Annotated in this window: 21 protein-coding genes; 13 read left to right on the top strand and 8 right to left on the bottom strand. The window is 67.0% G+C overall.

Annotated elements, in window-relative coordinates; genetic code table 11:
* Positions 1 to 61 precede the first annotated feature (61 nt).
* Positions 62 to 1,048 carry an NADP-dependent oxidoreductase gene (locus tag H0T81_RS08860; protein WP_294011937.1) on the top strand — a complete coding sequence of 329 codons (987 nt, stop codon included), beginning with the start codon at positions 62 to 64 and terminating at the stop codon, positions 1,046 to 1,048.
* Here H0T81_RS08860 and H0T81_RS08855 read toward each other — a convergent pair.
* Positions 1,045 to 1,923 carry a neutral zinc metallopeptidase gene (locus H0T81_RS08855; protein WP_294011922.1) on the bottom strand — a complete coding sequence of 293 codons (879 nt, stop codon included), beginning with the start codon at positions 1,921 to 1,923 and terminating at the stop codon, positions 1,045 to 1,047. The two genes, H0T81_RS08860 and H0T81_RS08855, sit on opposite strands and share 4 nt — an antisense overlap.
* 96 nt (positions 1,924 to 2,019) lie before the next feature.
* Between H0T81_RS08855 and H0T81_RS08850 the strand changes: the two genes are divergently transcribed.
* Positions 2,020 to 2,787 carry a 3-hydroxybutyrate dehydrogenase gene (locus H0T81_RS08850; RefSeq protein WP_294011920.1) on the top strand — a complete coding sequence of 256 codons (768 nt, stop codon included), beginning with the start codon at positions 2,020 to 2,022 and terminating at the stop codon, positions 2,785 to 2,787.
* A gap of 17 nt (positions 2,788 to 2,804) precedes the next feature.
* Here the strand turns inward: H0T81_RS08850 and H0T81_RS08845 are convergent, their stop codons facing one another.
* A complete protein-coding gene (locus H0T81_RS08845) occupies positions 2,805 to 4,349 on the bottom strand; it encodes a hypothetical protein (RefSeq protein ID WP_294011918.1) in 1,545 nt (514 codons plus the stop codon).
* Between the two features lie 103 nt (positions 4,350 to 4,452).
* Between H0T81_RS08845 and H0T81_RS08840 the strand changes: the two genes are divergently transcribed.
* Together H0T81_RS08840 and H0T81_RS08835 are read left to right on the top strand one after the other, a co-directional pair.
* Positions 4,453 to 5,088 (top strand): DUF4893 domain-containing protein, encoded by a 636-nt coding sequence (locus H0T81_RS08840; protein ID WP_294011917.1) that lies wholly within the window; start codon positions 4,453 to 4,455, stop codon positions 5,086 to 5,088.
* A gap of 32 nt (positions 5,089 to 5,120) precedes the next feature.
* A complete protein-coding gene (locus H0T81_RS08835) occupies positions 5,121 to 6,404 on the top strand; it encodes an amidohydrolase (protein WP_294011934.1) in 1,284 nt (427 codons plus the stop codon).
* Here H0T81_RS08835 and H0T81_RS08830 read toward each other — a convergent pair.
* Positions 6,401 to 7,333, bottom strand: a complete 933-nt coding sequence (locus H0T81_RS08830; protein ID WP_294011931.1) for an aldo/keto reductase — start codon at positions 7,331 to 7,333, stop codon at positions 6,401 to 6,403. The genes H0T81_RS08835 and H0T81_RS08830 overlap by 4 nt on opposite strands.
* 118 nt (positions 7,334 to 7,451) lie before the next feature.
* On the opposite strand from H0T81_RS08830, the gene prsK reads away from it, so the two are divergent.
* Together prsK and prsR are read left to right on the top strand one after the other, a co-directional pair.
* Positions 7,452 to 9,509, top strand: a complete 2,058-nt coding sequence (gene prsK, locus H0T81_RS08825; protein ID WP_294011915.1) for an XrtA/PEP-CTERM system histidine kinase PrsK — start codon at positions 7,452 to 7,454, stop codon at positions 9,507 to 9,509.
* Entirely contained in the window at positions 9,506 to 10,873 is a 1,368-nt protein-coding gene (gene prsR / locus H0T81_RS08820) for a PEP-CTERM-box response regulator transcription factor (RefSeq protein ID WP_294011912.1), read from the top strand. Before prsK ends, prsR begins: the two co-directional genes overlap by 4 nt.
* A 2-nt stretch (positions 10,874 to 10,875) precedes the next feature.
* Here prsR and H0T81_RS08815 read toward each other — a convergent pair whose 3' ends face one another.
* Positions 10,876 to 12,663 carry an ATP-binding cassette domain-containing protein gene (locus tag H0T81_RS08815; RefSeq protein ID WP_294011907.1) on the bottom strand — a complete coding sequence of 596 codons (1,788 nt, stop codon included), beginning with the start codon at positions 12,661 to 12,663 and terminating at the stop codon, positions 10,876 to 10,878.
* Between the two features lie 136 nt (positions 12,664 to 12,799).
* On the opposite strand from H0T81_RS08815, the gene H0T81_RS08810 reads away from it, so the two are divergent.
* The 7 genes from H0T81_RS08810 to H0T81_RS08780 all read left to right on the top strand — a co-directional run bounded on the left by H0T81_RS08810 (position 12,800) and on the right by H0T81_RS08780 (position 18,865).
* A complete protein-coding gene (locus H0T81_RS08810; protein WP_294011905.1) occupies positions 12,800 to 13,093 on the top strand; it encodes a hypothetical protein in 294 nt (97 codons plus the stop codon).
* A gap of 116 nt (positions 13,094 to 13,209) precedes the next feature.
* Positions 13,210 to 13,875: a response regulator transcription factor gene (locus tag H0T81_RS08805; RefSeq protein ID WP_294011903.1), complete on the top strand. Its 666-nt coding sequence runs from the start codon at positions 13,210 to 13,212 to the stop codon at positions 13,873 to 13,875.
* Between the two features lie 74 nt (positions 13,876 to 13,949).
* Positions 13,950 to 15,257 carry an ATP-binding protein gene (locus tag H0T81_RS08800; RefSeq protein WP_294011928.1) on the top strand — a complete coding sequence of 436 codons (1,308 nt, stop codon included), beginning with the start codon at positions 13,950 to 13,952 and terminating at the stop codon, positions 15,255 to 15,257.
* Between the two features lie 33 nt (positions 15,258 to 15,290).
* Positions 15,291 to 16,304 (top strand): polyprenyl synthetase family protein, encoded by a 1,014-nt coding sequence (locus tag H0T81_RS08795; RefSeq protein WP_294011901.1) that lies wholly within the window; start codon positions 15,291 to 15,293, stop codon positions 16,302 to 16,304.
* A gap of 65 nt (positions 16,305 to 16,369) precedes the next feature.
* Positions 16,370 to 16,651, top strand: a complete 282-nt coding sequence (locus H0T81_RS08790) for an ETC complex I subunit (RefSeq protein ID WP_294011899.1) — start codon at positions 16,370 to 16,372, stop codon at positions 16,649 to 16,651.
* A gap of 39 nt (positions 16,652 to 16,690) precedes the next feature.
* Entirely contained in the window at positions 16,691 to 17,866 is a 1,176-nt protein-coding gene (wecB, locus tag H0T81_RS08785) for a UDP-N-acetylglucosamine 2-epimerase (non-hydrolyzing) (protein ID WP_294011897.1), read from the top strand.
* Positions 17,867 to 17,983: 117 nt separating this feature from the next.
* A complete protein-coding gene (locus H0T81_RS08780) occupies positions 17,984 to 18,865 on the top strand; it encodes a transglutaminase-like cysteine peptidase (protein ID WP_294011895.1) in 882 nt (293 codons plus the stop codon).
* Between the two features lie 4 nt (positions 18,866 to 18,869).
* Here H0T81_RS08780 and H0T81_RS08775 read toward each other — a convergent pair whose 3' ends face one another.
* Genes H0T81_RS08775 through H0T81_RS08760 form a run of 4 tightly spaced genes read right to left on the bottom strand, consistent with a single transcriptional unit; the run spans position 18,870 to position 24,819 of the window.
* The gene (locus H0T81_RS08775; protein ID WP_294011893.1) at positions 18,870 to 20,147 is read right to left on the bottom strand and encodes an HlyD family type I secretion periplasmic adaptor subunit; all 1,278 of its coding nucleotides are present in this window, start codon (positions 20,145 to 20,147) and stop codon (positions 18,870 to 18,872) included.
* A gap of 26 nt (positions 20,148 to 20,173) precedes the next feature.
* The gene (locus H0T81_RS08770) at positions 20,174 to 21,229 is read right to left on the bottom strand and encodes a cell wall hydrolase (RefSeq protein WP_294011888.1); all 1,056 of its coding nucleotides are present in this window, start codon (positions 21,227 to 21,229) and stop codon (positions 20,174 to 20,176) included.
* Positions 21,226 to 23,373, bottom strand: coding sequence for a type I secretion system permease/ATPase (locus tag H0T81_RS08765; protein ID WP_294011925.1), 2,148 nt, complete (start codon positions 23,371 to 23,373; stop codon positions 21,226 to 21,228). Before H0T81_RS08765 ends, H0T81_RS08770 begins: the two co-directional genes overlap by 4 nt.
* Positions 23,374 to 23,397: 24 nt before the next feature.
* Positions 23,398 to 24,819: a TolC family protein gene (locus H0T81_RS08760; RefSeq protein WP_294011886.1), complete on the bottom strand. Its 1,422-nt coding sequence runs from the start codon at positions 24,817 to 24,819 to the stop codon at positions 23,398 to 23,400.
* Between the last annotated feature and the right edge of the window lie 4 nt (positions 24,820 to 24,823).

Here is a 24,823-nt window from a genome sequence, read left to right as displayed (position 1 = left end):
GGCCGGGCCTTTCTTGTGCCCGCCGCCGGCGCTACGGCGGCGATGCCGAGAGGAGATGGTGATGCCCCGCGCCTGGCACCTGAAAAGCCGCCCGCAAGGGCTGCCCACGGCCGACAATTTCGAACTGAAGACGATCGAGCTGCCGCCGCTCGAGGACGGAATGGTGCGCGTCGCCAACCGCTGGCTGTCGGTCGACCCGTACATGCGGGGTCGGATGAACGACGTGAAAAGCTATGTGCCGCCGTTCGCGATCGACGCGCCGATGGAGGGCGGCGCGGTCGGCGAGGTGGTCGAGTCCAAGGCCGCCGGGCTGCAGCCGGGCGACCGGGTGGTCCACATGGCGGGCTGGCGCGACGAAGCGGTGTTGCCCGCCTCCGCCGCGACCAAGCTCCCCGACCTCGGGGTCGAGCCGCAGGCGTTCCTCGGCAACCTCGGGCTGACCGGCGGAACCGCTTACTTCGGGCTCCTCGACGCCGCCTCAGCCAAGGCGGGCGACATCGTCTTCGTTTCGGCCGCCGCGGGCGCGGTCGGCTCGGCTGTCGTCCAGATCGCCAAGGCAAGCGGAATGACGGTCATCGGTTCGGCGCGCGGGCCAGCCAAGTGCGACTTCGTCCGCTCGCTCGGCGCCGACGCGGTCGTCGATTACACCGCGGGGTCAATCGTCAAGTCGCTCGCCGCGGCTGCTCCGGACGGAATCGACGTCTATTTCGACAATGTCGGCGGCGACCATCTCGACGCCGCCTTGGCCCTCGCCCGCCGCAACGCCCGCTTCGCGATCTGTGGCATGATCGACGCCTACAACAGCGGCCAGCCGACGGCGCTTCGCTACATCATGCGGATCATCGCCATGCGCATCCGGCTGCAGGGGTTCATCTACACCGATTATCTGCCGCGGATGGGCGACTTCTACCGCGATATGGGCGGTTGGATCGCCAGCGGCCAGGTCAAGTCGCGGGAAACGGTCGTCGAAGGCCTCGAGCGCATGCCCGAAGCCTTCCTCGGACTGTTCGAGGGCGCCAACATCGGCAAGATGCTGGTCAAGCTCTAGAACTGGCAGGCCGCCGGGTCGCCAGTCTCCAGCCCACGGCGGAGCGCGGCCTGGCGCTGGGCCGCGGTGCCGTGCGTAAAGCTCTCCGGAACGACGCGACCCTGCATCTGCTTTTGCAACGTGTCGTCGCCGATCGCCTCGGCCGCCCGCATGCCCTCTTCGATGTCGCCGGATTCGAGCAGCGACCCCTGCGAGTCGCGTGCGTTGGCCGCCCACACGCCTGCGTAGCAGTCGGCCTGAAGCTCGATCGCAACTTGAATTTGATTTCCTTCAGTTCGGCTCGCACGCGCCTGCGCTTGCTGCGCGCTATCGAGCGTGCCGTCCAAATTCTGGATGTGATGGCCGACTTCGTGCGCGATGACGTAAATCTGGGCGAAGTCACCAGGAGCGTCGAAGCGGCGCCTCAGCTCGTCGAAAAACTGCGGATCGATGTAGATGCGCTGGTCGGTCGGGCAATAAAAGGGTCCCATCGCTGCCTGTGCCACCCCGCAGCCCGACTGACCGGTGTTGGAATAGGCCACCATCTCGGGTGCCTGGTAGGTCCGGCCGGAGCGCTGAAACAGATCGCCCCAGACGCGCTCCGTCAACAGCAGGGTATTGGACAACAGCCTGCGATCCTCCGCGCTCAGCGTCGATTGGCCTGACGGCGCGCTCGGGGTCGGTTCACCGCCGCCGCCAAGCAGCCCACCGCCGCCGCCCAATGAGCTCAGGGCGCAATAGCCGAGCAGCAGGATGAGGACTCCGACCATCCCAAAGCGGCTCGCGACCAGCGGCAACAAGCAGCCGAGCATGTTCCCGCCGCCACCGCCGAAACCGAAACCGCCGCGACCCGTCCGATCTATGAAATTGTCGCTACCGTCGTCGCCGAGCCGCATCAGCCTGCCTCCGGTTGAGCCCTTCCAATGCGCGAGCCGCCATGGCGGTTGCAAATCGGCTTGCCCGGGACAAGGACGTGAGGACAAGGAGGAGCGATGATTCTCGAAGGCAAGGTCGCGCTGGTCACCGGGTCGACCTCGGGCATCGGGCTGGCGATCGCCCGCGCACTGGCCGCCGAGGGCGCCGCGGTGATGCTCAACGGCTTCGGCGATGCAGGCGAGATCGAGCGGCTGTGCGAGGAGCTTGGAGCGCTCCACGACTCCGCCGATCTGTCCGACCCTGCCGCGATCGAGGCGATGATCGCCCGCTGCTCGGCCGAGCTCGGGCCGCCCGACATATTGGTCAACAATGCCGGGATTCAGCATGTCTCGCCCGTCGAGAGCTTTCCGCCCGGCAAATGGGACGCGATCATCGCCATCAACCTGTCGGCGGCGTTTCACACGACCCGGCTCGCGCTTCCCGCGATGCGCGACAAGGGATGGGGCCGGATCATCAATACCGCCTCGGCGCACAGCCTCGTCGCCAGCCCCAACAAGTCGGCCTATGTCGCCGCCAAGCACGGCATTGCCGGCTTTACCAAGACGGTCGCACTGGAGGCCGCGCGCGACGGGGTCACCGTCAACTGCATCTCGCCCGGCTACGTGTGGACGTCGCTGGTCGAAAATCAGATCCCCGACACGATGAAGGCGCGCAACTTGACCCGCGAGCAGGTGATGAACGACGTGCTCCTCGCCGCCCAGCCGACCAAGCGGTTCGTCAGCCCGGAAGAGGTGGCCGCGCTGGCGCTGTTCCTGTGCCGCGAGGAGGCCGCTTCGATCACCGGCGCCAACCTCAGCATGGACGGAGGCTGGACGGCGCAATGATGCGCGCGAGTAGAACCCTAGAACAAACCCCAATAGATCCGCGACAGCGGGACCTTCATTACCCGGCCTTTCTTGGCGATCGCGGCCTGTACATCCGGCCTCAGGACGATTTCCCGCATGCGAGTCTCGAGAGTCCTCTTCGTCGCCGGCAGGTCAGGACCGGCGGAGTAGTCCTGGAGGGCAATCAGCGCGTCGTCGGCGGCGTCGCCTTCGAGCCGTCTGATCAACGACGCCGCCGCCCCATCGGTGTCATTGGCGCAGAGCAATGCGCGCGTAAGAGCTGCGCGATTGTCCTTCTCGTTTGCCTTCAACTTCACCAGCCAAGGCTGAGCGGCTTGCGGGTTGCCGCCAAACGAGTAGCCGCACACCGCACCCTCCCACATCCACATTAGCCCATATGGGCTGGCGTAGTCGGCTTCTTTGGTAGCAAGCGTCACCGCATACTCGGACGCTCCCTTGAAGTCCCCGGCGTCGACCATGATGCCGACGCTGTTGATGGCCATGCTGATCAGCGAGGGGTTTTCAGGCAACCCGAGCGCAAGCAGCTTCTGCATCAGGGAGACAGCATCCTTTTCTCTCTTCAAGTCGACGAGAGCGTAAGCGGCTTCGTTGACGACCCAGAAGCCATTTTCTCCCTGCTCCTTCACCCACTCCAGATTTTCGGCTTTCGGCAGGAGGAGCTCGAGCGCCTCTGCGCTCTTGCCAACCGACCGCAGGAACTGGGCGCGCAGAAGCAGGATCTCGGGATCGTCCGGCACTGCCAACAGGGCTCTTTCCGAAGCCTCGTCGGACGCGGCAATGGCCTGCGCGAGCCGCTCGTGTGAATCGCCGGAGTCGCGCACTGGGTCCCATTTGCGGGAGACTAGGATTTGAAGAACTGGCCTTGTGCTTTGGACCGCGAAGACCAGCGGCTTCGCACGGGCGATATCGCCTTTTTCCAGATGCACCTCAGCGAGCTCCATCCGCAGCGCATCGATGAATTCGAGCTTGTTGGGTCCGGGCCAGCCAAGATTGAGCAGCACTTGCGCGGACCGGGCGATTCTCGCCTTGTCCTTGGGTTGATAGAAGCGCTGGCGGAATCGCTGAACTGTGTCGCTGTCGATCGATTCCACGAGCCTCGCTCGATCGTCTTTGGAGGCAATTGAGCGGTCAGCGAACTCGAGCTCGTCGAGCGCCCTCTCCGAACCGGTCTCGACCGCCAGCAGGAAAGCGAAATAATGCAGGTCGAACTCGCCCGGCGCCGTCTTTGCCAACTGCGTCGCCAGTGCGTACGCCTCTTTCGCCTGTCCGGAGCCGATCAACGCGAGCATTCGCAATCGGTCGATGTGCAGCTTGCCGTCGCCGGAATAATGGCTGCTCCGCCTTACCGTCTCAACATGCACCAGCATTTGCTGCGCATACGACTTGTCCTCAAACAGCCGCTCGGTATCGATGGCGCCAATCGCGTCAAGCGCCTTTTCCGTGGCCTGGGCCGACACAGTCGATGAGGGCTGTTGAGCTGCCATTGCCGGAAAGGCTGACGCTGCAATTGCAGCTGCCAAGGCCGCGGTGATTATACGCATCGACTCCCCCTCGAAGAGCCGCATGATGTCCGAGCTACCGGCCGCGGACAAGTACCGAAGGCAAGCGTTGTTGGCGAGCGGTTACCGCGCTACTTGCCGCCGTATGCGGTCGTTGTCGGTCCTGCTGCTTCCACTGGCTCTCGCGGCCTGCTCGGCGTTCCAGCCGAGCAGCGCCGTCATCGATCCGCCGAGTCGCGACTGGCGGGCGATCGCGACCGTTGACGACCGGGAGCGCCTCCGCGACTGGCGGGACGCGTTCGTCGCCGGCCTCAAAGCCGCGCGCGCCTCGGGCCACGCAGCGACGGTCGCCCGCGAAGGCGTCCTTCTCGAGCCGGACGCGGCGCTCGGCGGCGGGCCGATCCCCAATGGCAATTACCGCTGCCGGGTGATCAAGCTCGGCGCCAAGTCGCCGGGGCTGCTTGATTATGTCGCTTACCCCCCGTTCGCATGCCGGATCCGCCAGGAGCGCGACCTCCAGGGGTTCGCCAAGCTGACCGGCTCGCAGCGCCACGTCGGGCTGATCTTTCCCGGCGACGCGCTGCGCCAGGTGTTCCTCGGAACGCTGGTGCTTGGCGACGAGCGCCGGGCGATGCAATATGGCCGGGACAAGGAGCGCGACGTTGCCGGCTTCGTCGAGCGGATCGGCCCGAACCGCTGGCGGATGCTGATGCCGCGGCCGCATTTCGAATCGCGGATTGATGTGATGGAGCTCGTTCCAAACAGCCAGGACATGCGTTGATGACCCGAAAACTGATCCTCGCCCTTGCCGCCATGACCCTTCCAACCACGTCCATCGCCGCCACTCTGTCCGAAGCGATCAAGGCCGACATGCCCTCGCTGATGGCGCTTTACCGCGACCTGCACGCCAACCCCGAACTGTCGATGCAGGAGACCCGCACCCCCTCCAAGCTCGCGCCCGAGCTCAAGAAGCTCGGCTTCACGGTGACGCAGAAGGTCGGGAAGACGGGCGTCGTCGCGGTGATGAAGAACGGTCCGGGGCCGGTGCTCATGCTGCGCGCCGACATGGACGCGCTTCCGGTCGTCGAGCAGACCGGCTTGCCGTTTGCGTCGAAAGTGCGGGCGGTCGCCCGCTCGGGGGTCGAAACCGGGGTGATGCACGCGTGCGGGCACGATACCCACATGAGCGCCTTCATCGGCGCTGCGCGGCGCCTCGCGGCGATGAAGGACCAATGGTCGGGAACGCTGGTGATGATCCTCCAGCCGGGCGAGGAAACCGGCGAGGGCGCCAAGGCAATGCTCGACGATGGGCTCTACACGCGCTTTCCCAAACCGAGCCACGTGCTCGCCTTCCACGACGCTGCGGCGCTCCCGGCCGGAGTGATCGGAGTGACGCCCGGCTACGCGCTTGCCAACGTCGACAGCGTCGACATCAGCGTCCGGGGCGTCGGCGGCCACGGCGCCTATCCGCACACGACCCGGGACCCGATCGTCCTCGCCTCGCGGATCGTCACCACGCTGCAGACGCTGGTCAGCCGCGAGAACGACCCGGCCAACCCGGCGGTCGTGACGGTCGGCAGCTTCCAGGCCGGCGCCAAGCACAACATCATCTCCGACGAGGCCAAGCTCCAGCTGACGGTGCGCAGCTACACGCCCGAGGTCCGCAAGCTGCTGCTCGACGGAATCAGGCGAATCGCTCGCGGCGAAGCGATCGCGGCCGGAATCCCCGATGACCGGATGCCGGTCGTCACCATCCGCGAAGCCGAATATACGCCGGCCACCTACAACACCGAGAAACTGTCGAACCGGGCGCTGGAGCTGTTCACCCAGCACTTCGGGCAGCAGCGAGCGATCAAGACTCCGGCGGTGATGGGCGGCGAGGATTTCAGCCGCTACTGGCTCGCCGACAAGTCGATCGAAAGCCTGATCTTCTGGGTCGGCGGCACTCCGCTGGACAAATGGAAAGCGGCCGGGGGCAACCCGCAGAAGCTGCCGTCGCTGCACAGCCCGTTCTGGGCGCCCGAAGCCGACACCGTGATTGCGACGGCGACCGAGGCGCTGACGCTCGCCGCGCTGGACGTGCTCAAGAAGGGCTAGGCGCTCGCCGCGTTGAGCCCCTCGATCTGGGCGGCCGTCAGTTCGAGGTTCAGTGACGCGACCATCTCGCGCAGCTGGTCGAGGCTGGTCGCGCTGGCGATCGGCGCCGTGATCCCCGGCTGCGCCATCGTCCACGCGAGCGCGACCGTGGCCAGCGCGGCGCCGTTTTCCGCGGCGATCTCGTCGAGCGCTTCCAGCACTCGCATTCCCCGCCCCTCGAGATATTCGGCGTTGCGCAGTCCGCGCGGCGATTTGCCGAGGTCGTCGCGCGAGCGGTACTTGCCGGTGAGGAAGCCGTTGGCGAGGCTGTAGAACGGCAGGATCCCGAGGTCGTTTGAGACCGCGGCGTCGAGCAGCGGCCCTTCGAGCTTCTCGCGCTCGACGAGATTGTACCAGGTCTGGAGCGCGCACGGTGGCTCGAGACGCTCGGCCTTCGCGACCCGCATCGCTTCTTCGAGCCGCGGCGCGGAGAATTGCGACAGGCCGACCGCCCGGATCTTGCCGGCCCGCCGGAGCTCGTCGAACGCGCCGAGGCTGTCGGCCAGTGGGACGGTTTCGTCGTCCTTGTGCTGGTAGTAAAGATCGATGCAGTCGACCCCGAGGCGCTCGAGCGACGCGTCGCACGCCGCTGCGATGGTTTCGGGGGCGAGCCCCGCCATGAACCCGACCTTGGTCGCAATCACCACCTTGTCACGCTTGCCGCTGCGCTTGAGCCAGCGGCCAATCACCGTCTCGCTCTCGCCTCCCGAATGGCCGGGCGCCCACGCCGAATAGACATCGGCGGTGTCGATCATGCTTCCGCCGGCAGCCACGAATTCGTCGAGGATGGCGAAGCTGGCGGGCTCGTCGGCCGTCCAGCCGAACACGTTGCCGCCGAGCGCCAGCGGCGCAATTTCCAGCGCGCTGTTCCCGATCCGCCCCTTTTTCATTTCGACCACCTCTCACTCCCAATGGTGAAAAAGCGCCGTTTCCGGAAGCCTTCAGCATTTCTTTGTAAAGTTTAGCGACACTGGCGCCCATGTCGGAGCAGTTGACAGTTGGGCCGCCGTGCAGGCGCTGATTCCGTTCTGGAGCTATGCGCTCGCGGCGTCGATGTTCATCGCGCTGCTCATCTGGCGCGTCGGCGCGGGCGCGACCCAGCCGGGGCACCGCCTGCTGCTCGGAGCATTCGCGATGACCGGCTGCTGGGCATGGTTGTCGGCAATCAGTGCCGGCGACATCCTGGTCAGCTACGCCGAGACCGCCCGCAACCTGTTGTGGGTCTCACTGCTTTACAGCCTGTCGGCGACCGGCGGCGACCGCCAGCACGGAGTGAGGCTGGTCTATGGCGCGGTATCCGCCGTATTCGGGCTGCAGCTGGTCGCCGACACGCTGATGATGTTCGTCGACAGCGGAGCGCTGCTGCAGACCGCTACCCTGCTTCGGATCACTGCGGCCGCCGGCTCGCTGGTCCTTGTCCACAACCTCTACGGCCAGGCGGCGCCGGCGAGCCGGCCGACCATCCGCTTCGTCATGCTTGGGCTGACTCTGATCTGGATTTACGACCTCAACCTTTACACGATCCTCTACCTCGACTTGGCGACAGCGTCCGGCTTGCTCGATTGGCGCGGCGTAGCGGTGACCCTGACCGGGCCGCTGTTCGCCCTCGCCGCCAAGCAGGAAGACGGGTGGCGGATCCGGCTGTCCCGGGCAGCGACCTTCCAGTCGCTCTCGCTGCTCGCGATCTGCGCCTATTTCGCCGTGATGACCGTCCTTGCGACCGCGCTTCGAGGCTCGAGCTGGGACTGGTCGGGCAACCTCCTGGTCGCTCTGCTCGCGGTCATGACGGTCGGCGCCATGGTTCTGCTGCCGAGCCCCAGCGCGCGCAGCTGGGCAAAGGTGAAGCTTGCCAAGCATCTGTTCGAGCACCACTACGACTATCGCACCGAATGGCTGCGCTTTACCGACACGCTGGGCCGTTCGGGAGCCGATGCGCCGCCGCTCGCCGAGCGGGTGATCAAGGCGTTCGCCGACATCGTCGACTCGCCCGGCGGGCTGTTGCTGGTCAAGGATTCGGCCGGCGAAATCACCACCGCCGCGTCATGGAACTGGCCCGGCCGAAACCCGCCGGCGGGCGACCTCGAGACGGCCGGCGAATTCTGGACAGAGGTGGAGACCGCCGGCCGGATTCTCGAGCTCGACGCCTATCGCCAGCGCTGGGGCCATTCCAAGGACCTCGGCATCAAAATCCCGCAATGGGTCGCGGAGGACGGCTGCGCCTGGGCGGGCGTCCCGCTGATCCACAACGACCGGCTGTTCGGCCTGATCCTGCTGGCCGCGCCCGATTACCGCCGGCCGCTCGACTGGGAGGATTTCGACCTGCTGCGCACAGCCGGGCGCCAGGCAGCAAGCTCGCTGGCCGAATCCCACGGCCAGGAAGCGCTGTCCAACGCGCGGCGGTTCGAGGAATTCAACCGGCGCTTCGCCTTCATCCTCCACGACATCAAGAACCTCGTCAGCCAATTGTCGCTGCTGTCGCGCAATGCCGAGCGCCACGCCGACAATGAGGAATTCCGAAGCGACATGGTCGCGACCCTGAAAAGCTCGGTCGGCAAGATGAACGAGCTTCTCGCGCGGCTCTCGCCGCAAGCGGCGCAGCGCACCCAGCGCAGCGAGCCGACGGCGTTGCGCCCGATCCTGTCGTCGGCGATCGCCGCCAAACGCCGCAACTGCGACGTCCGGCTGCTCGGCGACGCTTCACTGAGCGCGGTGGTCGACCCGATGGGGCTCGAGCAGGCGGTCGGCCATCTGCTTCAGAACGCGGTGGAAGCCAGCCCGCCCGGCAAGCCGGTCACCGTCCGGGTCGCCGAGCAGGACGGCGCGGTCCTGATCAGGATCGCCGACCAGGGCTGCGGGATGGATGGCGACTTCATCCGCAACCGGCTGTTCCAGCCCTTCGCTTCGACCAAGCCCGACGGCTTCGGCATCGGCTCGTTCGAGGCGCGCTCGCTGATCGCCGCGATGGGCGGGCGGCTCAGCGTCGACAGCCGGCCCGGACAGGGGACCACATTCACCATCATGCTCGTCGCCGACACGGCGGGCGTCGCCACACGGAAACGCGCATGAGCACTGCATCCGACCTTCCCGTCCTGCTGGTCGTCGAGGACGACGAGGGCCTGCAGCGCCAGCTGAAATGGGCTTACGAGGGCTATCAGGTGGTCGTCGCCGGCGACCGAGCGTCGGCGATCGAGGCGCTTAGGGTTCACGAGCCAGCGGTCGTCACGCTCGACCTCGGCCTGCCGCCCGACCCCGACGGCACGCAAGAGGGTTTCGCGACCCTGACCGAGATGGTCCGACTGAAGCCGGACACCAAGGTCATTGTCGCCTCGGGCCATGGCGCCCGCGAGAGCGCACTGAGAGCGGTCGCGTGCGGCGCCTACGATTTCTACAGGAAGCCCGTCGACATCGACGAGCTCGGGCTGATCGTCGCCCGCGCTTTCCATCTGCACGGGATCGAAGCCGAGAACCGGCGGCTCGAGGCGAATGGCGATGCAACCGTGCTTGGCTCGATGATCAGCGCCTCCCCGGAGATGCTGAAGGTAGCCAAGACGATTGAGCGCGTCGCCACGGCCGGCGTGTCGGTGATGCTGCTGGGCGCGAGCGGCACCGGCAAGGAGTTGCTCGCCCGAGCGGTCCACGAGAAAAGCGGCCGAAGCGGCGGCGCGTTCGTCGCCATCAACTGCGCCGCGATCCCCGAGAACCTGCTCGAGTCCGAACTGTTCGGCTATGAGCGCGGCGCTTTCACCGGCGCGGTCAAGGCCAATGTCGGCAAGATCGAGCTGGCCGAAGGCGGCACTTTGTTCCTCGACGAGGTCGGCGACATCCCGCTCGCGCTCCAGGTCAAGCTGCTGCGCTTCCTCCAGGAGAGGGTGATCGAGCGCATCGGCGGCCGCCAGCCGATCCCGGTCGACACGCGGATCGTCTGCGCCACCCACCAGGATCTGGAAGCGATGATCGGCGAGGGCCGGTTCCGTGAGGATCTCTATTACCGGCTGGCGGAGGTCGTGGTGAAAATCCCGTCGCTGGCCGAGCGCCCCGGCGACTCGGTCCTGCTTGCGCGGCACTTCGTCAATCTCTTCGCGCGCGACATGAACCCCAAGGTGCATGGGCTGTCGCCCGACGCGGTCGCGGCGATCGACGGCTACCCGTGGCCCGGCAACGTCCGCGAGCTCGAGAACCGAATCAAGCGGGCGGTAATCATGACCGACGGCAAGCTGATCGGCGCCGAGGACCTCGATCTTCCCTGCGGCACGGATGAAGCGCCGGCGACGATCAATTTGCGCGCCGCGCGCGAGGTCGCCGACCGCCGAGCGATCCGCCAGGCGATGAGCCGCACCGACAACAACATTTCCAGCGCCGCCAAGCTGCTCGGGATCAGCCGCCCGACGCTCTACGATCTGCTCAAGCAGTACCAGCTGACCGTTAGCTAGAGTTAGCGAGCCAACGCCTCCGCCATCTCGGCGACCTCGAGCCAGCGGTGCTCGGCGGCGTCCTTTTCGGCACGATGGCGGGCGATCCGCTCGGTGAGCTGCGCAAAGCGTTTGGGGTCGCGCCCGAACAGGTCGGGGTCGTGGAGCGCCGCCTCATCAACTGCAATCGCCTCCTCCAGTCGCTCGATCTCCTGCGGCAGCCGGTCGAGGTCGCGCTGGTCCTTGTAGGTCAGCTTGCCTCCTCTCCCGCGAGCGGGAACGGACACAGGACGGAGCTTCGCATCCTTGCCTGGGGCCGGCATCCTTTCCTCGCACCGTCGCTTGGCCCAGTCTTCGTAACCGCCGGCGATGATATCAACGCGCCCGGAGCCGTCGAGGCCGAGAGTCACCGTCACCGTCCGGTCAAGGAAGTCGCGGTCGTGGCTGACGATCAGAACCGTGCCGTCATAGTCGGCGATCACCTCCTGCAGCAGGTCGAGGGTTTCCAGGTCGAGGTCGTTGGTCGGCTCGTCCAGCACCAGCAGATTGGCCTTGCGTGCAAACTCTCGGGCAAGCAGCAGCCGCGAGCGCTCGCCGCCCGACAAGGACGCGATTTGCGCGTCGGCCAGGGACGGATCGAACAGGAATTCCTTGAGATAGCCCTTGATGTGCTTCTTGTGGCCGCGGACGTCGATCCAGTCGCCGCCGTGGGCGATGATGTCGCGCACCGTCCTGGTCGGTTCCATCAGCTTACGCTGCTGGTCGATGACGATACCCGACAGGGTCCGGGCGAGCGTCACCTTGCCCACGTCCGGCTGCAATTCGCCGGTCAGAAGTTTGAGCATCGTCGTCTTGCCTGCGCCATTGGGGCCGACGATGCCGATCCGGTCGCCGCGCTGCACGCGCAGCGAGAAATCACGGAGGATCGGCCGCTCGCCAAAGCTCTTCGAGACCTGCTCGGAGTCGATCACGGTCTTCGAGCGCACATCGTCCCTGGAAAGCGCCAGCTTGGCGGTCCCGGACGCTCCGAGCATCGCCGCTCGTTGCGCCCGCAACTCCTGGAGCTTGGCCAGCCGCCCCTGGTTGCGCCGCCGCCGAGCGGTGACCCCCCGCTGCAGCCAATGCAGCTCGAGCTTCAGCTTGGAGTCGAGCTTCTCCGCCGCCCGCGCTTCCTCGGCGTAAACCGCCTCCGTCCACGCGTCGAAGCCGCCGAAGCCGATCTCCGCTCGCCGGAGCTGGCCGCGATCGAGCCACAGGCAGCTTTTGGTCAGGCGGGCGAGGAAAGTTCGGTCGTGGCTGATGACGATGAACGCGCCGGCGAAGCGGCCGAGCCAGTTTTCGAGCCATTCGATGCCGGCGAGGTCGAGGTGGTTGGTGGGCTCGTCGAGCAGCAGCAGATCGGGCTTTTGGCCCAGCGCCCGGGCAATCGCCGCCCGCCGCCGTTCGCCGCCGCTGGCGGTCGCGACCGGCCGCGACAGATCGACCCCGAGCTGGTGGGCGATGGCCTCGGCACCGTGGCGCGAAGGCGCATCGGCACCGTGCAGCACCCACTCGGACAGCGTCTCGGACCCGTCCATCCGCGGGTCCTGCTCGAGCAGCACCACCTTGGTTCCCGGAACGATGCTGCGCCGCCCCTCGTCGGTTTCGACCAGGTCGGCGAGGCACTTCAGAAGCGTCGTCTTGCCGACCCCGTTGCGGCCGATCAGCGCCAGCCGGTCCCGGGGGCCGATATGGACGTCGAGGCCGCGGAACAGCCAGCCCTCGCCCTGGACCAGACCGAGGCCCTCGTAGGAGAGGATTGGAGCCGCCATTCCGCGCCCCTAGTCAATCGGCGCGGCGAGGTCACGCGAGGTGATTCCTGGGGGGTGAGGCTGAATAAGTCAGTTCTCAACCATTCATAGCGCATTCAATGGCTTCTGATAGAACACCCGCCAAGAGATTCGCTCGATGATGCTTCGTATCCTCCTCCCGGCCGCGCTCAGCGTTGGCCTGATCGCCTCCCCCGCGCTGGCCGACCCGCCGCGCGACCAGGATCGTGCGTTCGAAGCGACCCAGCAGGGCCGTTCGATGCCGCTGCCAAAGATCGAGCGCCGGGTGATGCCGTTCATGGACGGGGCCGACTATCTCGGGCCTGAATTCGACGGCGAGACCTATCGCCTGAAGTTCATGCGCGGAGGCCGCGTGATCTGGATCGACGTCGACGCCGCCACCGGCCGGATCCTGCGCCGATCCAAGCGCTGAAGAGTCAAATCTCGCGATTGACTTTTTCGTCAGCATCCCCAGCCTCGTTTCCGCGCCGCAACCGATCCGCTATGGTACGGGTTGACCGCGGGTAACGGCTAGGAGCCCCAACAGACATGCGCGTTTTGATCGTCGAGGACGAACCGAATCTGGGGCGCCAGCTCCGCTCGACCCTCGAAGGCGCCGGCTATGCCGTCGACCTGGCGACCGATGGCGAGGACGGCCATTATCTCGGCTCGACCGAAAGCTACGACGCGGTGATCCTCGATCTTGGCCTGCCGGAGGTCGACGGCCTGACCGTGCTCGACCGCTGGCGCAAGGAGGGCAAGCGCATGCCGGTGCTCGTCCTGACCGCCCGCGACAGCTGGTCGGACAAGGTCGCCGGCCTCGATGCCGGGGCCGACGATTATCTCGCCAAGCCCTTCCAGACCGAGGAATTGATCGCTCGGCTGCGGGCATTGATCCGGCGTGCCAGCGGCAACGCCTCTTCGGAGCTGATCGCCGGCGACATTCGCCTCGACACTCGGTCCGGCAAGGTCACCAAGGCCGGCGAGCCGGTCAAGCTGACCGCCCAGGAATATAAGCTCCTGTCCTACCTGATGCACCACAAGGGCAAGGTGGTCAGCAGAACCGAGCTGATCGAGCATATTTACGACCAGGACTTCGACCGCGATTCCAACACCATCGAGGTGTTCGTCACGCGGATTCGCAAGAAGCTGGGGGCGGACGTGATCACCACCATCCGCGGTCTCGGCTACAGCCTCGAGGACAACCCCGCTTGAACGACAGCGCCGCCGCGGTAACGGCGGCGGCTGCGGGTTCCAGCCGCCGCGGCATCGGGTCGCTGACCCGGCGCATGACCGGCGTCGCGGCGCTGTGGATCATCGTCCTGCTGCTGCTCGGCGGCTTCGCGCTCGACCGGGTGCTGACCCGATCGATCGAGCGCAATTTCGACGACCAGCTCGAATATGTCCTGAACGCGATGATCGCCGCGTCCGAGATCGGGCCCGATGGCGAAGTGCGGTTCAACCGGCCGCCGGCCGACCAGCGCTTCATCGAGCCCTATTCCGGGGTCTATTTTCAGATCAGCGGCGCCGGCGCCGACACCTTCCCGTCGCGCTCGCTGTGGGACCGCCGACTGCGAGTCGCCGGCCGGCACAGCGACGTCAACGTCCACACCTATGACAGCCACGAGTTTGCCGGCGAGCCGCTGCGCATCGCCGAGCGCGACGCGATCCTGCCGGGCTCCGAGGTGCGCTGGCGTTTCCAGGTCGCCCATTCGCGCGAGATCATCGACCTGCAGATCCGCGAGCTGCGATCGACCCTGTTCTGGAGCTTCGCGGTCCTCGGCGCCGGACTGCTGGTGCTGGCTGGCTTGCAGACGGTTTATGGTCTGTGGCCGCTGCGCCGCGTACGGCGTGAGGTGGCGCTGATCCGCTCGGGCGAGAAGACCCGAATCTCGCAGGAGTTCCCGACCGAAATCCGGCCGCTGACCGAGGAAATCAACCAGCTGCTGGCCCACAGCGAAGCTCAGGCCGAAGAAGCGCGGCGGCACGCCGGCAACCTGGCTCACGCTCTGAAAACTCCGCTGACGGTGATCACCAACGCGGCGACCGCCCAGACGCACGACCTCGCCGACACCGTCTGCCGCGAGGCGCTGGTGATGCGCCGCCAGGTCGACCACCACCTTGCCCGAGCGCGCGCGATCGGCCGCCGGGCGTCGGCCCAGGCGCGCGCGGTGGTGTGGGAAAGCCTCGAGGCCGTGCAGCGGGCGCTCGACCGATTGTACGAGAATGTCACCGTCGACATTGCCGGCAACCGCGAGGCGCAGGTCCGGGTCGAACGGCAGGACTTGGACGAGATGATCGGCAATCTGGTCGAGAATGCCGCCAAATATGGGGGCGGCCGGGTGTTCGTGACCGTCGAGTCTCGCGGCGCCATGGTCGACGTGCTGGTCGAGGACGACGGCCCGGGAATTCCACTCGCCGACCGCGGGTCGCTGTTCAGCCGCGGCGCTCGGCTCGACACCACCGGCAAGCCCGGCACGGGCCTGGGGCTGGCGATCGTCCGCGACGTCGCCGAAATCTACGGCGGCAGGATCTCCCTCGAATCGAGCGAGGACTTGGGCGGCCTGCTCGCCCGGCTGACGCTCCCGTCGGGCTAGGAAATCGTAGCCTCACCAGCTAGTGGGCAGCTCGTGACCGCCACCATCCATTCGCTGCGTTCGATGCGCGAGCCATCGCTGGCCGCGATGATGAACCTGGTCGCGGCCGACATGAACGGCGTCAATGCGGTGATTCTCGAGCGCATGCAGAGCAAGGTCGCGCTGATTCCCGAGCTTGCCGGCCATCTGATCGCGGGCGGCGGCAAGCGGATGCGGCCGATGCTGACGCTCGCCTGTTCAAACCTGCTCGATTATTCAGGCACCCGCCACCACAAGCTCGCCGCCGCGGTCGAGTTCATCCACACCGCGACCCTGCTTCACGACGACGTCGTCGACGGATCCGGCACGCGCCGTGGCAAGTGTACCGCCAACCTGATCTGGGGCAATCCGGCAACCGTCCTGGTCGGCGATTTCCTGTTCAGCCGGGCGTTCGAGCTGATGGTCGAGGACGGCAGCGTCAAGGTGCTTCGGATCCTTAGCCGTGCCTCGGCGGTGATCGCCGAGGGCGAGGTCGAGCAGCTGACCGCGCAGCGCCGGATCGACACCGGCGAGGAGCAGTACATGCAGATCATCGCCGCCAAGACCGCGGCGCTGTTTGCCGCTGCCTGCCGGATCGCGCCGGTCATTGCGGAAGCCGGCGACGAAGCGGAAATCGCGCTCGAAAGCTACGGCCGCAATCTCGGCATCGCGTTCCAGCTGATCGACGATGTCATTGACTATGCGTCCGATGCGACGACCATGGGCAAGGGTGTCGGCGATGATTTTCGCGACGGCAAGATGACCCTGCCGCTGATCCTCGCCTATGCGCGCGGCTCCGCCGCCGAACGCTCGTTCTGGGAGGCTGCGGTTGCCGGTGAGCGAACCTCCGACGAGGACCTGGCCCGCGCAATTTCGCTGATCCGGTCGAGCGAGGCGCTGTCCGACACCATAGATCGGGCGCGCCATTACGCGCGGCGGGCCATCGACTCGCTCGGACCGTTTCCTGCGGGCAAGGCCAAGGCGGCGCTGACCGACGCCGTCGAGTTCGCGGTCGCCCGCGCCTACTGAAAGTGAATCGGGTTGCGCCGCGCCGCACTTGATTGTGCGCCTCGCCTTTGCCACTTCGCGAGGCGATGACCGTCGCGCGCATTTCTGAGCTGGATCGCAGGACCACCCAGTCGGGCAAGGCCAACACCGGCGGCTGGCTGCTCGAGTTCGAGCGCGAGGCTCCTCTTCGCGCCGACCCGCTGACGGGATGGGCGGGCTCGAGGGACACCAAGCCCCAGGTGCGGCTGAATTTCGACAGCAAGGAAGCCGCGATCGCCTACGCGACCCGCCACGACCTCGACTATCATCTCATCCCGGCCAAGCCGGTGAAGCTCAAGGTCCAGGCGTACGCCGACAACTTTCGCTAGGCCAACTTCTTAACATAGCTTGCCTTTCATCCATTGTGGATGCAGGTTGCCCCGGCCGAGTTAGGGGGAAGTCTGCTTTCCGCGGATATCAGGCTCGTCATCGGCACCAGGCCCGAAGCGATCAAGCTTGCCCCCGTCGCCCGAGCGCTTGCGGCTCGCGATGTGCGGCCAAGCCTGATCCTCACCGGCCAGCATGCCGACCTCGACCCCGTCGACCATGGCCTCGGCGCTTATCCGGCGACACGGCTATACTGCCCTGGGACGCAGGACCCTCATTCGCACGTCCAGAGCGTGGCCGCGGCGGTCCTGACTCAATTGCGCCGGCCGCCCGACCTGCTCGTCGTGCAGGGCGACACGTCGAGCGCGCTCGGCGGGGCGCTGGCGGGATTCACCGCCGCGGTCCCCGTCGCGCACGTCGAAGCCGGGCTTCGAAGCCATGACTCGGCGATGCCTTGGCCGGAAGAAGAGTATCGCACCGCGATCGACGCCCACTCTGACCTGCTGTTCGCGCCGACGGCGCTCGCCGCCGCCAATCTGCGCGAAGAGGGAGTCGCCGGCGCGATCTTCGTCACCGGCAACACCGGCATCGACGCGGTGTTGAAGACGAGGGCCGAACTTCCGCCGCCCAGCCTTTGCGACCGCGCCCTGCCGCGGCTGCTGGTCACTTGCCACCGCCGCGAGAATTGGGGCGAGCGTCTCGCCTCGGTAGCGCTGGCGCTGCGCCAGCTCGCGCAGGAGGGCACCTCCAGCGTCGAGGTCGTTCTGCATCCCAACCCGCACGTCTCCGGGACCATCGAGCGACTGCTCGGTGGGTGCTTCGCGATCACGCTGGTGCCGCCCTGCAGCCAGCGCCGGCTGGTTGCGATGATGCGCGACTGCGACCTGATGCTCAGCGATTCGGGCGGAGTGCAGGAAGAAGCCTCCGCACTCGGAGTCCCGTTGCTGGTGCTTCGCGAGAAGACCGAACGACCCGAAGCCATATGGAGTGGCAACATGCGGCTGGTCGGCACGGACACCGCCCAAATCCTCGCCGAGGTCCGCGACCTGCTCGGCGATCCCGTCGCACTGGCCGCGATGGCGAACCCAAGCCTGCCTTATGGCGACGGGCGTGCGGGTTACCGGATCGCTGCGTTGATCGAGCATTGGCTCTCGGGCCGCTTCGCCGCGGACTCGCCGCGGCAGCACCCGAGCGCAGAGGAAATCCGAAGCAGCTAGGCGCCTTCCGCGCACCGGCCCGTCGCGCCCAGAATGGACTTGTCTCGCCAATGGTTAGCGCCGGCTTAACCATGCTCTTTAGCCGTGTCTTCTCCTTGCCCTGCGACAAGCGGGACCATGAAAAAGACCGTCTCGAGCCGGCTCGTCGGGCGCATTGCCGCTGCCCTTGCAGTCGCCATCGCGCCGGCGCCCGCGCTGGCCCAGGCCGTCGCTGTGCAGCCCAGCTCGGTCAGCCAAGCCAAGACGGAAGCGATCCTCGGCGCTCCGAGCCGCCTCGCCGCCATTCTCGCCGTGCAGCAGGGCGTTCCCGCCCCCAAGCCGCTGCGGCCTGCGGCTTACAGCGTTCGAACCTCCAGTTACGCCCTGCTTCAGGAAGCCAGCCGCTACAGTCCCGGGGTCACCAGCGGACGCCCCGACGTGTTCGGCAGCGTTGCGCTCGCGGTCGGCCGGACGTCCCTCGACCGGCGCTGGCGAGCGGTCGCCCGGCGGCCCGTCGGCGGCATCGCCGCGGCTTACTCGGCATCGCTTCGCGGACACTCGGATCTGGCCAAGGCCGAGGCGGTCAATCGCTACGTCAACCAGCGCGTCCAGTTCATCGACGACTCCCGCCAGTACGGCCGCGAGGATCTGTGGTCGGCAGCCAACGATACGCTCCGTCGCGGCCGTGGCGACTGCGAGGATTATGCGATCGCCAAGCTGCAGATGCTTCGCGCCGCCGGTTTTTCCGATCGCGACCTGTATCTGGTCGTCGCCAAGGACCTCGTTCGCCGCTCCGATCACGCACTGCTGGTGGTCCGCGCCGGCGGCCGCATGCTGGTGCTCGACAACGGCACTGATGCGATCCTCGATGCCGATCGTCCCGGCGACTACCGGCCGGTTCTGACTTTCGCCGCCAGCGGCTCCTGGACCCACGGCTATCGCCGGGCGATGCCTACGGTTGCGGTCGCGGCTTCGACGATCGCGCCGCTCACTCCGTCCGGGCCGCGGCGACGACCCTAGCCGACTAGCGCTCGCGCAGCGCCTCGCTGCGGGCCTTGAGGACCGGCTTCAACAGATAGCTGAGGATGCTCTTGCGCCCCGTGATGATCTGCGTGTCGGTCATCATTCCGGGCGTGATTGGGAGCCTTCGGTCCCCGGACTGCAGATAGCTTTTGTCGGTTTCGACGATGACGTTGAAATAGGCTTCCCGCTCGACCTCGTCGTAGATCGAGTCCGCCGACACCTGGACGACTCGCCCGTCGAGCCCGCCATACGTCGAGAAGTCATAAGCGGTGACTTTGACCAGAGCCTTGTCGCCGACCTTGATGAAGGCGATGTCGCTCGGCTTGACCCGCGTCTCGACGAGCAGCTTGTCGCCCATCGGGATGACTTCCATCACCTTCTGGCCGGCCTGAACGAAGCCGCCGATGGTCGTCACCTGGAGGTCGTTGACGATTCCGTTGACGGGTGAGCGCAGATCCATCCGACCGAGCCGGCCGCGGGCGCCGCGCAGCGATTCCTGATTGACCGCCAGTTTTGCCTCGATCTGGCTGCGCTCGTTGAGAGCCTCCTGCCGGAAGCTGAAGCCGGCCTCGCTGGCCTGGGCCTGGGCTTCACGCACGGCGGCCATCGCCCGCGATTGCTGCTCGCGAGCGGCCGCGATCCGCCCCTGCAAGTCGTTCGCTTCGCGCCGCGCGCTGAGCAGCTCGGTCTGCGGGACGATATTCTTCTCCGCCAGCGGCTCCAGCATCGCGACCTGACGCTGGGCCAGCGCCAGGCTGCCCTGCAGGCTGCTGATGGTCGCCTGCGCTTCGGTTGCTTCGCGGCGCCGCTGTTCGGCGCTCGCCTGGAGCGCGCTGATGCGGCTGCGGAGAGCCGATTCACGAACTTGCCGGAGGCGCGCTTCGTCGGCGCAATCGCCCCCGACGCAGGCCGTAGAACTTCTCGTGCCTTCGCCGGCGAGGCGCGCCGAACGCGCCGACAGGGCCTGTGTCTCGGCCTGGATCTGGCCGAGCTCGGAAGCGCTCTGGGTGTCGTCGAGACGGGCGAGCAGCTGGCCGCGGCGGACGCGCTGCCCGGGGCGCACGAGCAGCTCTTCGACGATCGCCGGCTCGGCCGCCTGGATCAGCTGCGCCTTGCTCGACGGGATCACCTTGCCCTGCCCGCTGGTCACCTCGTCGACCTGGGCGAGCATCGCCCACAGGATGAACAATGCAAAGCCGATCGCCGACGCGACGATGATCAGGCGCGAGCCGGTCAACGGCTGGCGCTTGGTCGGACCCACGAACGGAAGAGTTGCCATGGCTACGCTTTACTCCAGCTCGACCGTCAGCGCGAGGCTATGACCGGCGCCGCGCTGCTCGCGACCGGGACGGCCGGCGCGGCCTCCCTGGCGCGCTGGTCGGCGAGGGCCTTGGCGGTGGCGGCCCCGATCTCGTCGGGCGCCGGGATCGTCAGAGTCCAGCCCTTGGACACGTCGAGGAGCCCGCCGACGTCGTTGGCAGCGCGGGCGACCGCCGGCCCGGCTTCCACTGCCGTTTCGGCGATCGTTGCGAGCTGCTCGGTTGATCCCGCCAGAACCGGCGAGCGGAGCGGGGGCCGGAGCGCCAGCGGGTCCTGCGGTTCACCGACGTAACGGCCGGTGAATGCGGCGCGCTGCCCCCAGGCGCCGGGCCAGCGGTAGAATATGTGCGCTCCCAGCTGCGTGATCTTGGTCAGCATCGGAGCCCAGCGCGGCGCCACGTAATTGGCGTGATAATGGGTCGCCGCGCCGACCGGCTTTTCGACATGGCCGGCAAGCGCGGCCTCAGCGATCAGCTTCGCATCGCGCCACGCGCCGGTCGCCGGGGCGCGGTACAGCGAACCGTCGCAGACGAAGCTGAACTGGCAGACCGGCGAGCGCGATCCCTGGTAGACGACTCCGCAAACCGATTTCGGGAAGGCCGGGTGGCGCATCCGGTTGAGCACGACCTGGGCAACCGCTCGGCGGCCCGGCATCGGCTCGAACCCGGCTTCGTAATAGACCGCCTGAGTCAGGCACAGCAGCGCCCGGCGGTGGTCGAGGTCGTCGCCGGCGATTTCGAATGGGCGGGCGGCCTGGACCGGCGCGGTGCTGAACGGGAGCGCCGCGTTGATCAGCTTGGCTTCGTCGCCCACGGCGCGATTTTCCGCCGGGGATGCGCTCGTTGCAGCGACCAGTGCCGCGGCCTTGGCCGGCGTCAGCTGGATCGAGACGCTGTCGTCCGCCGCTCCGGCCGGCGCCAGAAACCCGACCAGGCCGATCGCCAGCCCGGCCAGCATGACCACCGCGAAGCCGATCGCCTCGACCCGCAATTGGCTGAACCGGCGCGCCAGTCGGCCGCGGGCAATTACGAGGCACGTCATTGTTTCGTGTCTTTCTTCGGCGTGCTGCCGATATGGCCGAGGACATGGTCGCGCGGTCCATCGGCGATGATCCGCCCGGAGTCGATGACGATCAGCCGATCGAGGATCGAGAGCATGTTGTGGCGGTGGGTGGCGACGATCAGAGTCTGGTCGGGCGCGAGCGCCGTCTTCAGATGCTCGATGAAATACAGCTCCGTCTGCGTGTCCATCGCCCCGCTCGGCTCGTCGAGGAACAGCAGTTTGCAGGGCGAAACCAAAGCCCGGGCAAGGACCAGCAGCGAGCGCTGGCCGCCCGACAGCTGCGAGCCGCGCTCGCCGACGGCAAGGTCGAACCCGGCCGCGTCGCGGGACAGGAAGATGTCGGCTCCCGAGCGGACGACTGCGTCGACCAGCTGGTTGTCCGTCGCCTGGGCGGCGCCGAGCATCAGATTGTCGCGAACCGAGCCGCTGAACAGCTCGGAATCTTGGCCGACGAAGCGGAACGCCTCGCGCAGCTGGTGCGGGTGGAACTGGCGGCTGTCGAGGCTGTCGATCGTGTAGGTGCCGCCGGTCGGCTCGTAGAGGCCGCACAGGACTCGGCCGAGGGTCGATTTGCCCGATGCGACTCGGCCGATGATGCCGATCCGCTCGCCCGGCCGCACGCTGAGGTTCAAGCCCGATAGCGCATCGCGCGCCGCGGTCGGGTAGCGGAAGTCGAGATTGTCCAGCTTGATGTGGCCGGCGCGAATCTCCGGCATGATGCTGCGCATCGACGACTGCCGCTCGTCGGCGACCTCCATCATTTCCTGGAGCGAATCGAGCGTTGCGAACGCCTGCCGCCCGCGGGTGAACAGGAAGGCGAGCTGGCCGATCGGCTGGATGGCGCGGCCGGCGAGCATGATGATGGCGATGATCGCGCCCATCGTCATGTTGCCTTGGTTGAACTGATAGAAGCCGCCGATCAGCAGGCCGACGCTGATCATCTGCTGCGACACGCCGGCCAGGTTGACGGCGACCGCGGTCAGCCGGCGCATCCGCTCCTGCGTGGTCGCGGACATGCCCGAATAACGGCGCCAGCGGCCGAGCATCTGGCCCTCCGCTCGCGCCGACTTCAGGGTTTCCGCACCGGCGATCGATTCGACCAGCAGGGAATTCTGGAGGCTCGAGTCCGCCTGCGCGTCGACCGCCGCCTTGCCCATGCTCCGTTGCAGGCTGACCCCGGCCGCGAACATCGCCACGATGCCGATGACCGGCACGACCACCAGCCAGCCGGCGAGCACCGTGATGAGGATCAGGAACAGGAACAGGAACAGGACGTCGACGACCAGGACGACGGTCGTCGAAGCGAAGAAGTCGCGGACCAGCTCATATTCCGACACCCGGCGGGCGAGCGCCCCGGTGCTTCCCTGGCGCGCCGCCATCGGCAGGTTCATCACCTTTTCGAACAGCTTCTGGGCGAGCTTCGCGTCGAGCTTGCGACCGATCTCGTCGATCAGCTGCGCGCGCGCCAGCCGGAGGATGAAGTCGAACACCAGCGCCAGGCCGACACCGGCGGCGAGAACCCACAGCGTCGAAACCGCCTTGTTCGGGATGACCCGGTCATAGACGTTCATCGTGAACAGCGGCATCGCCAGCGCCAGCATGTTGACGATGAATGCGGCAAGGATGACCGGCCAGAACTCGCGCCGCACCTTCCACACTTCGGACCAGAACCAGTGCGTCCGGCGGGCCTTGTCCCACGGGCGCTCGTTCTCGCGCTCCTTGGACGGATCGGCTTCGACCACGACGGCACGGCCGGTGAACACGGCGCCGATCTCCGACAGCGGTGCCCACAGCGGCTCGGCGACTCCCGGCGCGTAGATCAGTCCGTCGCCGTCGCGCATGTCGAGCAGCACGGCGGCGCGGTCGTCCTCGAGCTCAAGGATCGCCGGCAGCTTGCGCGAGGGCCAGCCCTTGAGCTTGCGGGCGATCGGGTCACCGCGCATTCCGACCTGCTCGAGCGCCGGCTCGACCTGGTGGAAAGGTAGCGTTCCCTTTTCGGAGAGCGCGAGCCCCGCGCGCAGGATGACCGGCGAAGACGGCCTGTCCGCCTCGCGCGCGAGGTAAGTCAGGCAATCGAGGACGGGGTCAATTGCACGCGACGGCTGTGCGTCGAGCCAATGCATGAAACTCACTACCCGTCCCCGAGCCTATCGACTACCGCCAGCCGGCGCCGGGGGTCCCATGCGAGGCAGCGGATAGCTGTTCTCGTTCAGGTCCGCGGGCGGGATGGGGTTGACGCGGAAGCGCGTCCGTTCATCGCTATAGGCGGCCGTTGGCATCGAAACGCCGAGGCACTCGATCAGCCGGTTGGCCGATGCCAGCACGCGGTACTGCGCATACAGCTTGGACAGCCGGGCGGTCTCGGTCTGGGCCTGCACATTGTTGCGCGTGTTCTGGGCATCCAGCACGTCGAGCAACGAGCGGCGGCCGATGTTGAACTGCTCGCGGTAAGACAGCAGCAGGTCGTCGGAGATGCGCTGCTGGGTCTCGAGCTCGCTCACCAGGCGGTTTTGGTTCTGGAAACGGCTCCAGGCCGTGCGCACATCCTCCTCGGCGCGGCGGGTCCGTTCGAACAGCCGGCCGTGCACTTCATCGGCGCGGTTGCGCTGTTCGCGGACGTTGGCTTCCCGGATGCCGCCATTGAACAGGTCCCAGCGAAGGACGACGTTGCCGAGCAGGTCGGTTGTCCGGCCGGAGAAGCCGTCGATGTCGTGCCCGGCGCGGGCCCGGCCCTCGAGATTCACCCGGGGACCGATCTCGGCGCGCGCAGCGCGAATATCTTCGCGTGCGGTGGCAAGGTCGGCCATCGCTTCCTGGACGCGCGGGTTCTGCTGACGCGCAAGAGCTTCGGCCTCCTCGAGCGTCGCCGGCTGGCATTGCGACAGGTCCGGCGGCATCGACACGCTGTCAACCGGAATGCCGGTCAGCGTTCGGAAGGTGATTCCGGCGTTCTCGAGGTCCTCGCGGGCCTCGGTCACTCGGGCACGAGCCGATTGCAGCCGCTCCTCGGCCTGCTGCTGATCGGCGATGCTGATGGAGCCCTTGGAGACACCTTCGCGCAGGTCGCCGGCCAGCCGCTCGTGAAAGGTCGCATTGTCCTCGGCGATCGCCACCAGCCGCTGCTGGAGAAGGTAATCGATGTAGGTGCGAGCAACGTTGAGAGCGACGAACTCCGAGCGCTCCTCGATACGGGCCGCGGCCGCGTCGGTGCGGGCCGCCTGACGGCGGATTTCGGCCTCACGACCGCCGCTGTCGAACAGCAGCTGGTCGAGGATCAGCTCGCCTTCGATCGGCCACAGAGTCTCGTCGGCGATGCCGATGCTGCGCCGCGTCGGGTTGCGCAGATTGCGGACTCCGGCGGAGCCCTCGACGGACACCCGCGGATACCACCGGCCCTGGGCCTGGACGCGCTCTTCGCGAGTGGCTTCCCGGTTGGCGACCGCCTGGCGGATCTCCGGGTTGGTGCTGAGAGCGGCCTGAACTGCATCGCGCAGTTCGACGGCGTAGGCCGGCGAAGTGCAAAGCAGCACCGCCCCGGGGACGATCATCGTCCAGTGCTTCCCTTTCATAATT

The sequence above is a fragment of the Sphingomonas sp. genome (assembly GCF_013812825.1).
GTDB lineage: Bacteria > Pseudomonadota > Alphaproteobacteria > Sphingomonadales > Sphingomonadaceae > Sphingomicrobium.
Note: the sequence above shows the minus strand (reverse complement) of the source record. Positions and strands in the feature narration are given on the sequence as shown.

Excerpts from the sequence above, each read along its gene's own strand:
- prsR (WP_294011912.1), top strand. The coding sequence starts at position 9,506 with ATGAGCACTGCATCCGACCTTCCCGTCCTGCTGGTCGTCGAGGACGAC.
- H0T81_RS08815 (WP_294011907.1), bottom strand. The coding sequence starts at position 12,663 with ATGGCGGCTCCAATCCTCTCCTACGAGGGCCTCGGTCTGGTCCAGGGC.
- H0T81_RS08805 (WP_294011903.1), top strand. The coding sequence starts at position 13,210 with ATGCGCGTTTTGATCGTCGAGGACGAACCGAATCTGGGGCGCCAGCTC.
- H0T81_RS08855 (WP_294011922.1), bottom strand. The coding sequence starts at position 1,923 with ATGCGGCTCGGCGACGACGGTAGCGACAATTTCATAGATCGGACGGGT.
- H0T81_RS08830 (WP_294011931.1), bottom strand. The coding sequence starts at position 7,333 with ATGAAAAAGGGGCGGATCGGGAACAGCGCGCTGGAAATTGCGCCGCTG.
- H0T81_RS08775 (WP_294011893.1), bottom strand. The coding sequence starts at position 20,147 with ATGGCAACTCTTCCGTTCGTGGGTCCGACCAAGCGCCAGCCGTTGACC.
- H0T81_RS08770 (WP_294011888.1), bottom strand. The coding sequence starts at position 21,229 with ATGACGTGCCTCGTAATTGCCCGCGGCCGACTGGCGCGCCGGTTCAGC.
- H0T81_RS08760 (WP_294011886.1), bottom strand. The coding sequence starts at position 24,819 with ATGAAAGGGAAGCACTGGACGATGATCGTCCCCGGGGCGGTGCTGCTT.
- H0T81_RS08845 (WP_294011918.1), bottom strand. The coding sequence starts at position 4,349 with ATGCGTATAATCACCGCGGCCTTGGCAGCTGCAATTGCAGCGTCAGCC.
- H0T81_RS08810 (WP_294011905.1), top strand. The coding sequence starts at position 12,800 with ATGATGCTTCGTATCCTCCTCCCGGCCGCGCTCAGCGTTGGCCTGATC.
- wecB (WP_294011897.1), top strand. The coding sequence starts at position 16,691 with ATGCAGGTTGCCCCGGCCGAGTTAGGGGGAAGTCTGCTTTCCGCGGAT.
- H0T81_RS08850 (WP_294011920.1), top strand. The coding sequence starts at position 2,020 with ATGATTCTCGAAGGCAAGGTCGCGCTGGTCACCGGGTCGACCTCGGGC.
- H0T81_RS08780 (WP_294011895.1), top strand. The coding sequence starts at position 17,984 with ATGAAAAAGACCGTCTCGAGCCGGCTCGTCGGGCGCATTGCCGCTGCC.
- H0T81_RS08860 (WP_294011937.1), top strand. The coding sequence starts at position 62 with ATGCCCCGCGCCTGGCACCTGAAAAGCCGCCCGCAAGGGCTGCCCACG.
- H0T81_RS08765 (WP_294011925.1), bottom strand. The coding sequence starts at position 23,373 with ATGCATTGGCTCGACGCACAGCCGTCGCGTGCAATTGACCCCGTCCTC.
- H0T81_RS08835 (WP_294011934.1), top strand. The coding sequence starts at position 5,121 with ATGACCCTTCCAACCACGTCCATCGCCGCCACTCTGTCCGAAGCGATC.
- H0T81_RS08790 (WP_294011899.1), top strand. The coding sequence starts at position 16,370 with ATGACCGTCGCGCGCATTTCTGAGCTGGATCGCAGGACCACCCAGTCG.
- H0T81_RS08800 (WP_294011928.1), top strand. The coding sequence starts at position 13,950 with ATGACCGGCGTCGCGGCGCTGTGGATCATCGTCCTGCTGCTGCTCGGC.
- H0T81_RS08840 (WP_294011917.1), top strand. The coding sequence starts at position 4,453 with ATGCGGTCGTTGTCGGTCCTGCTGCTTCCACTGGCTCTCGCGGCCTGC.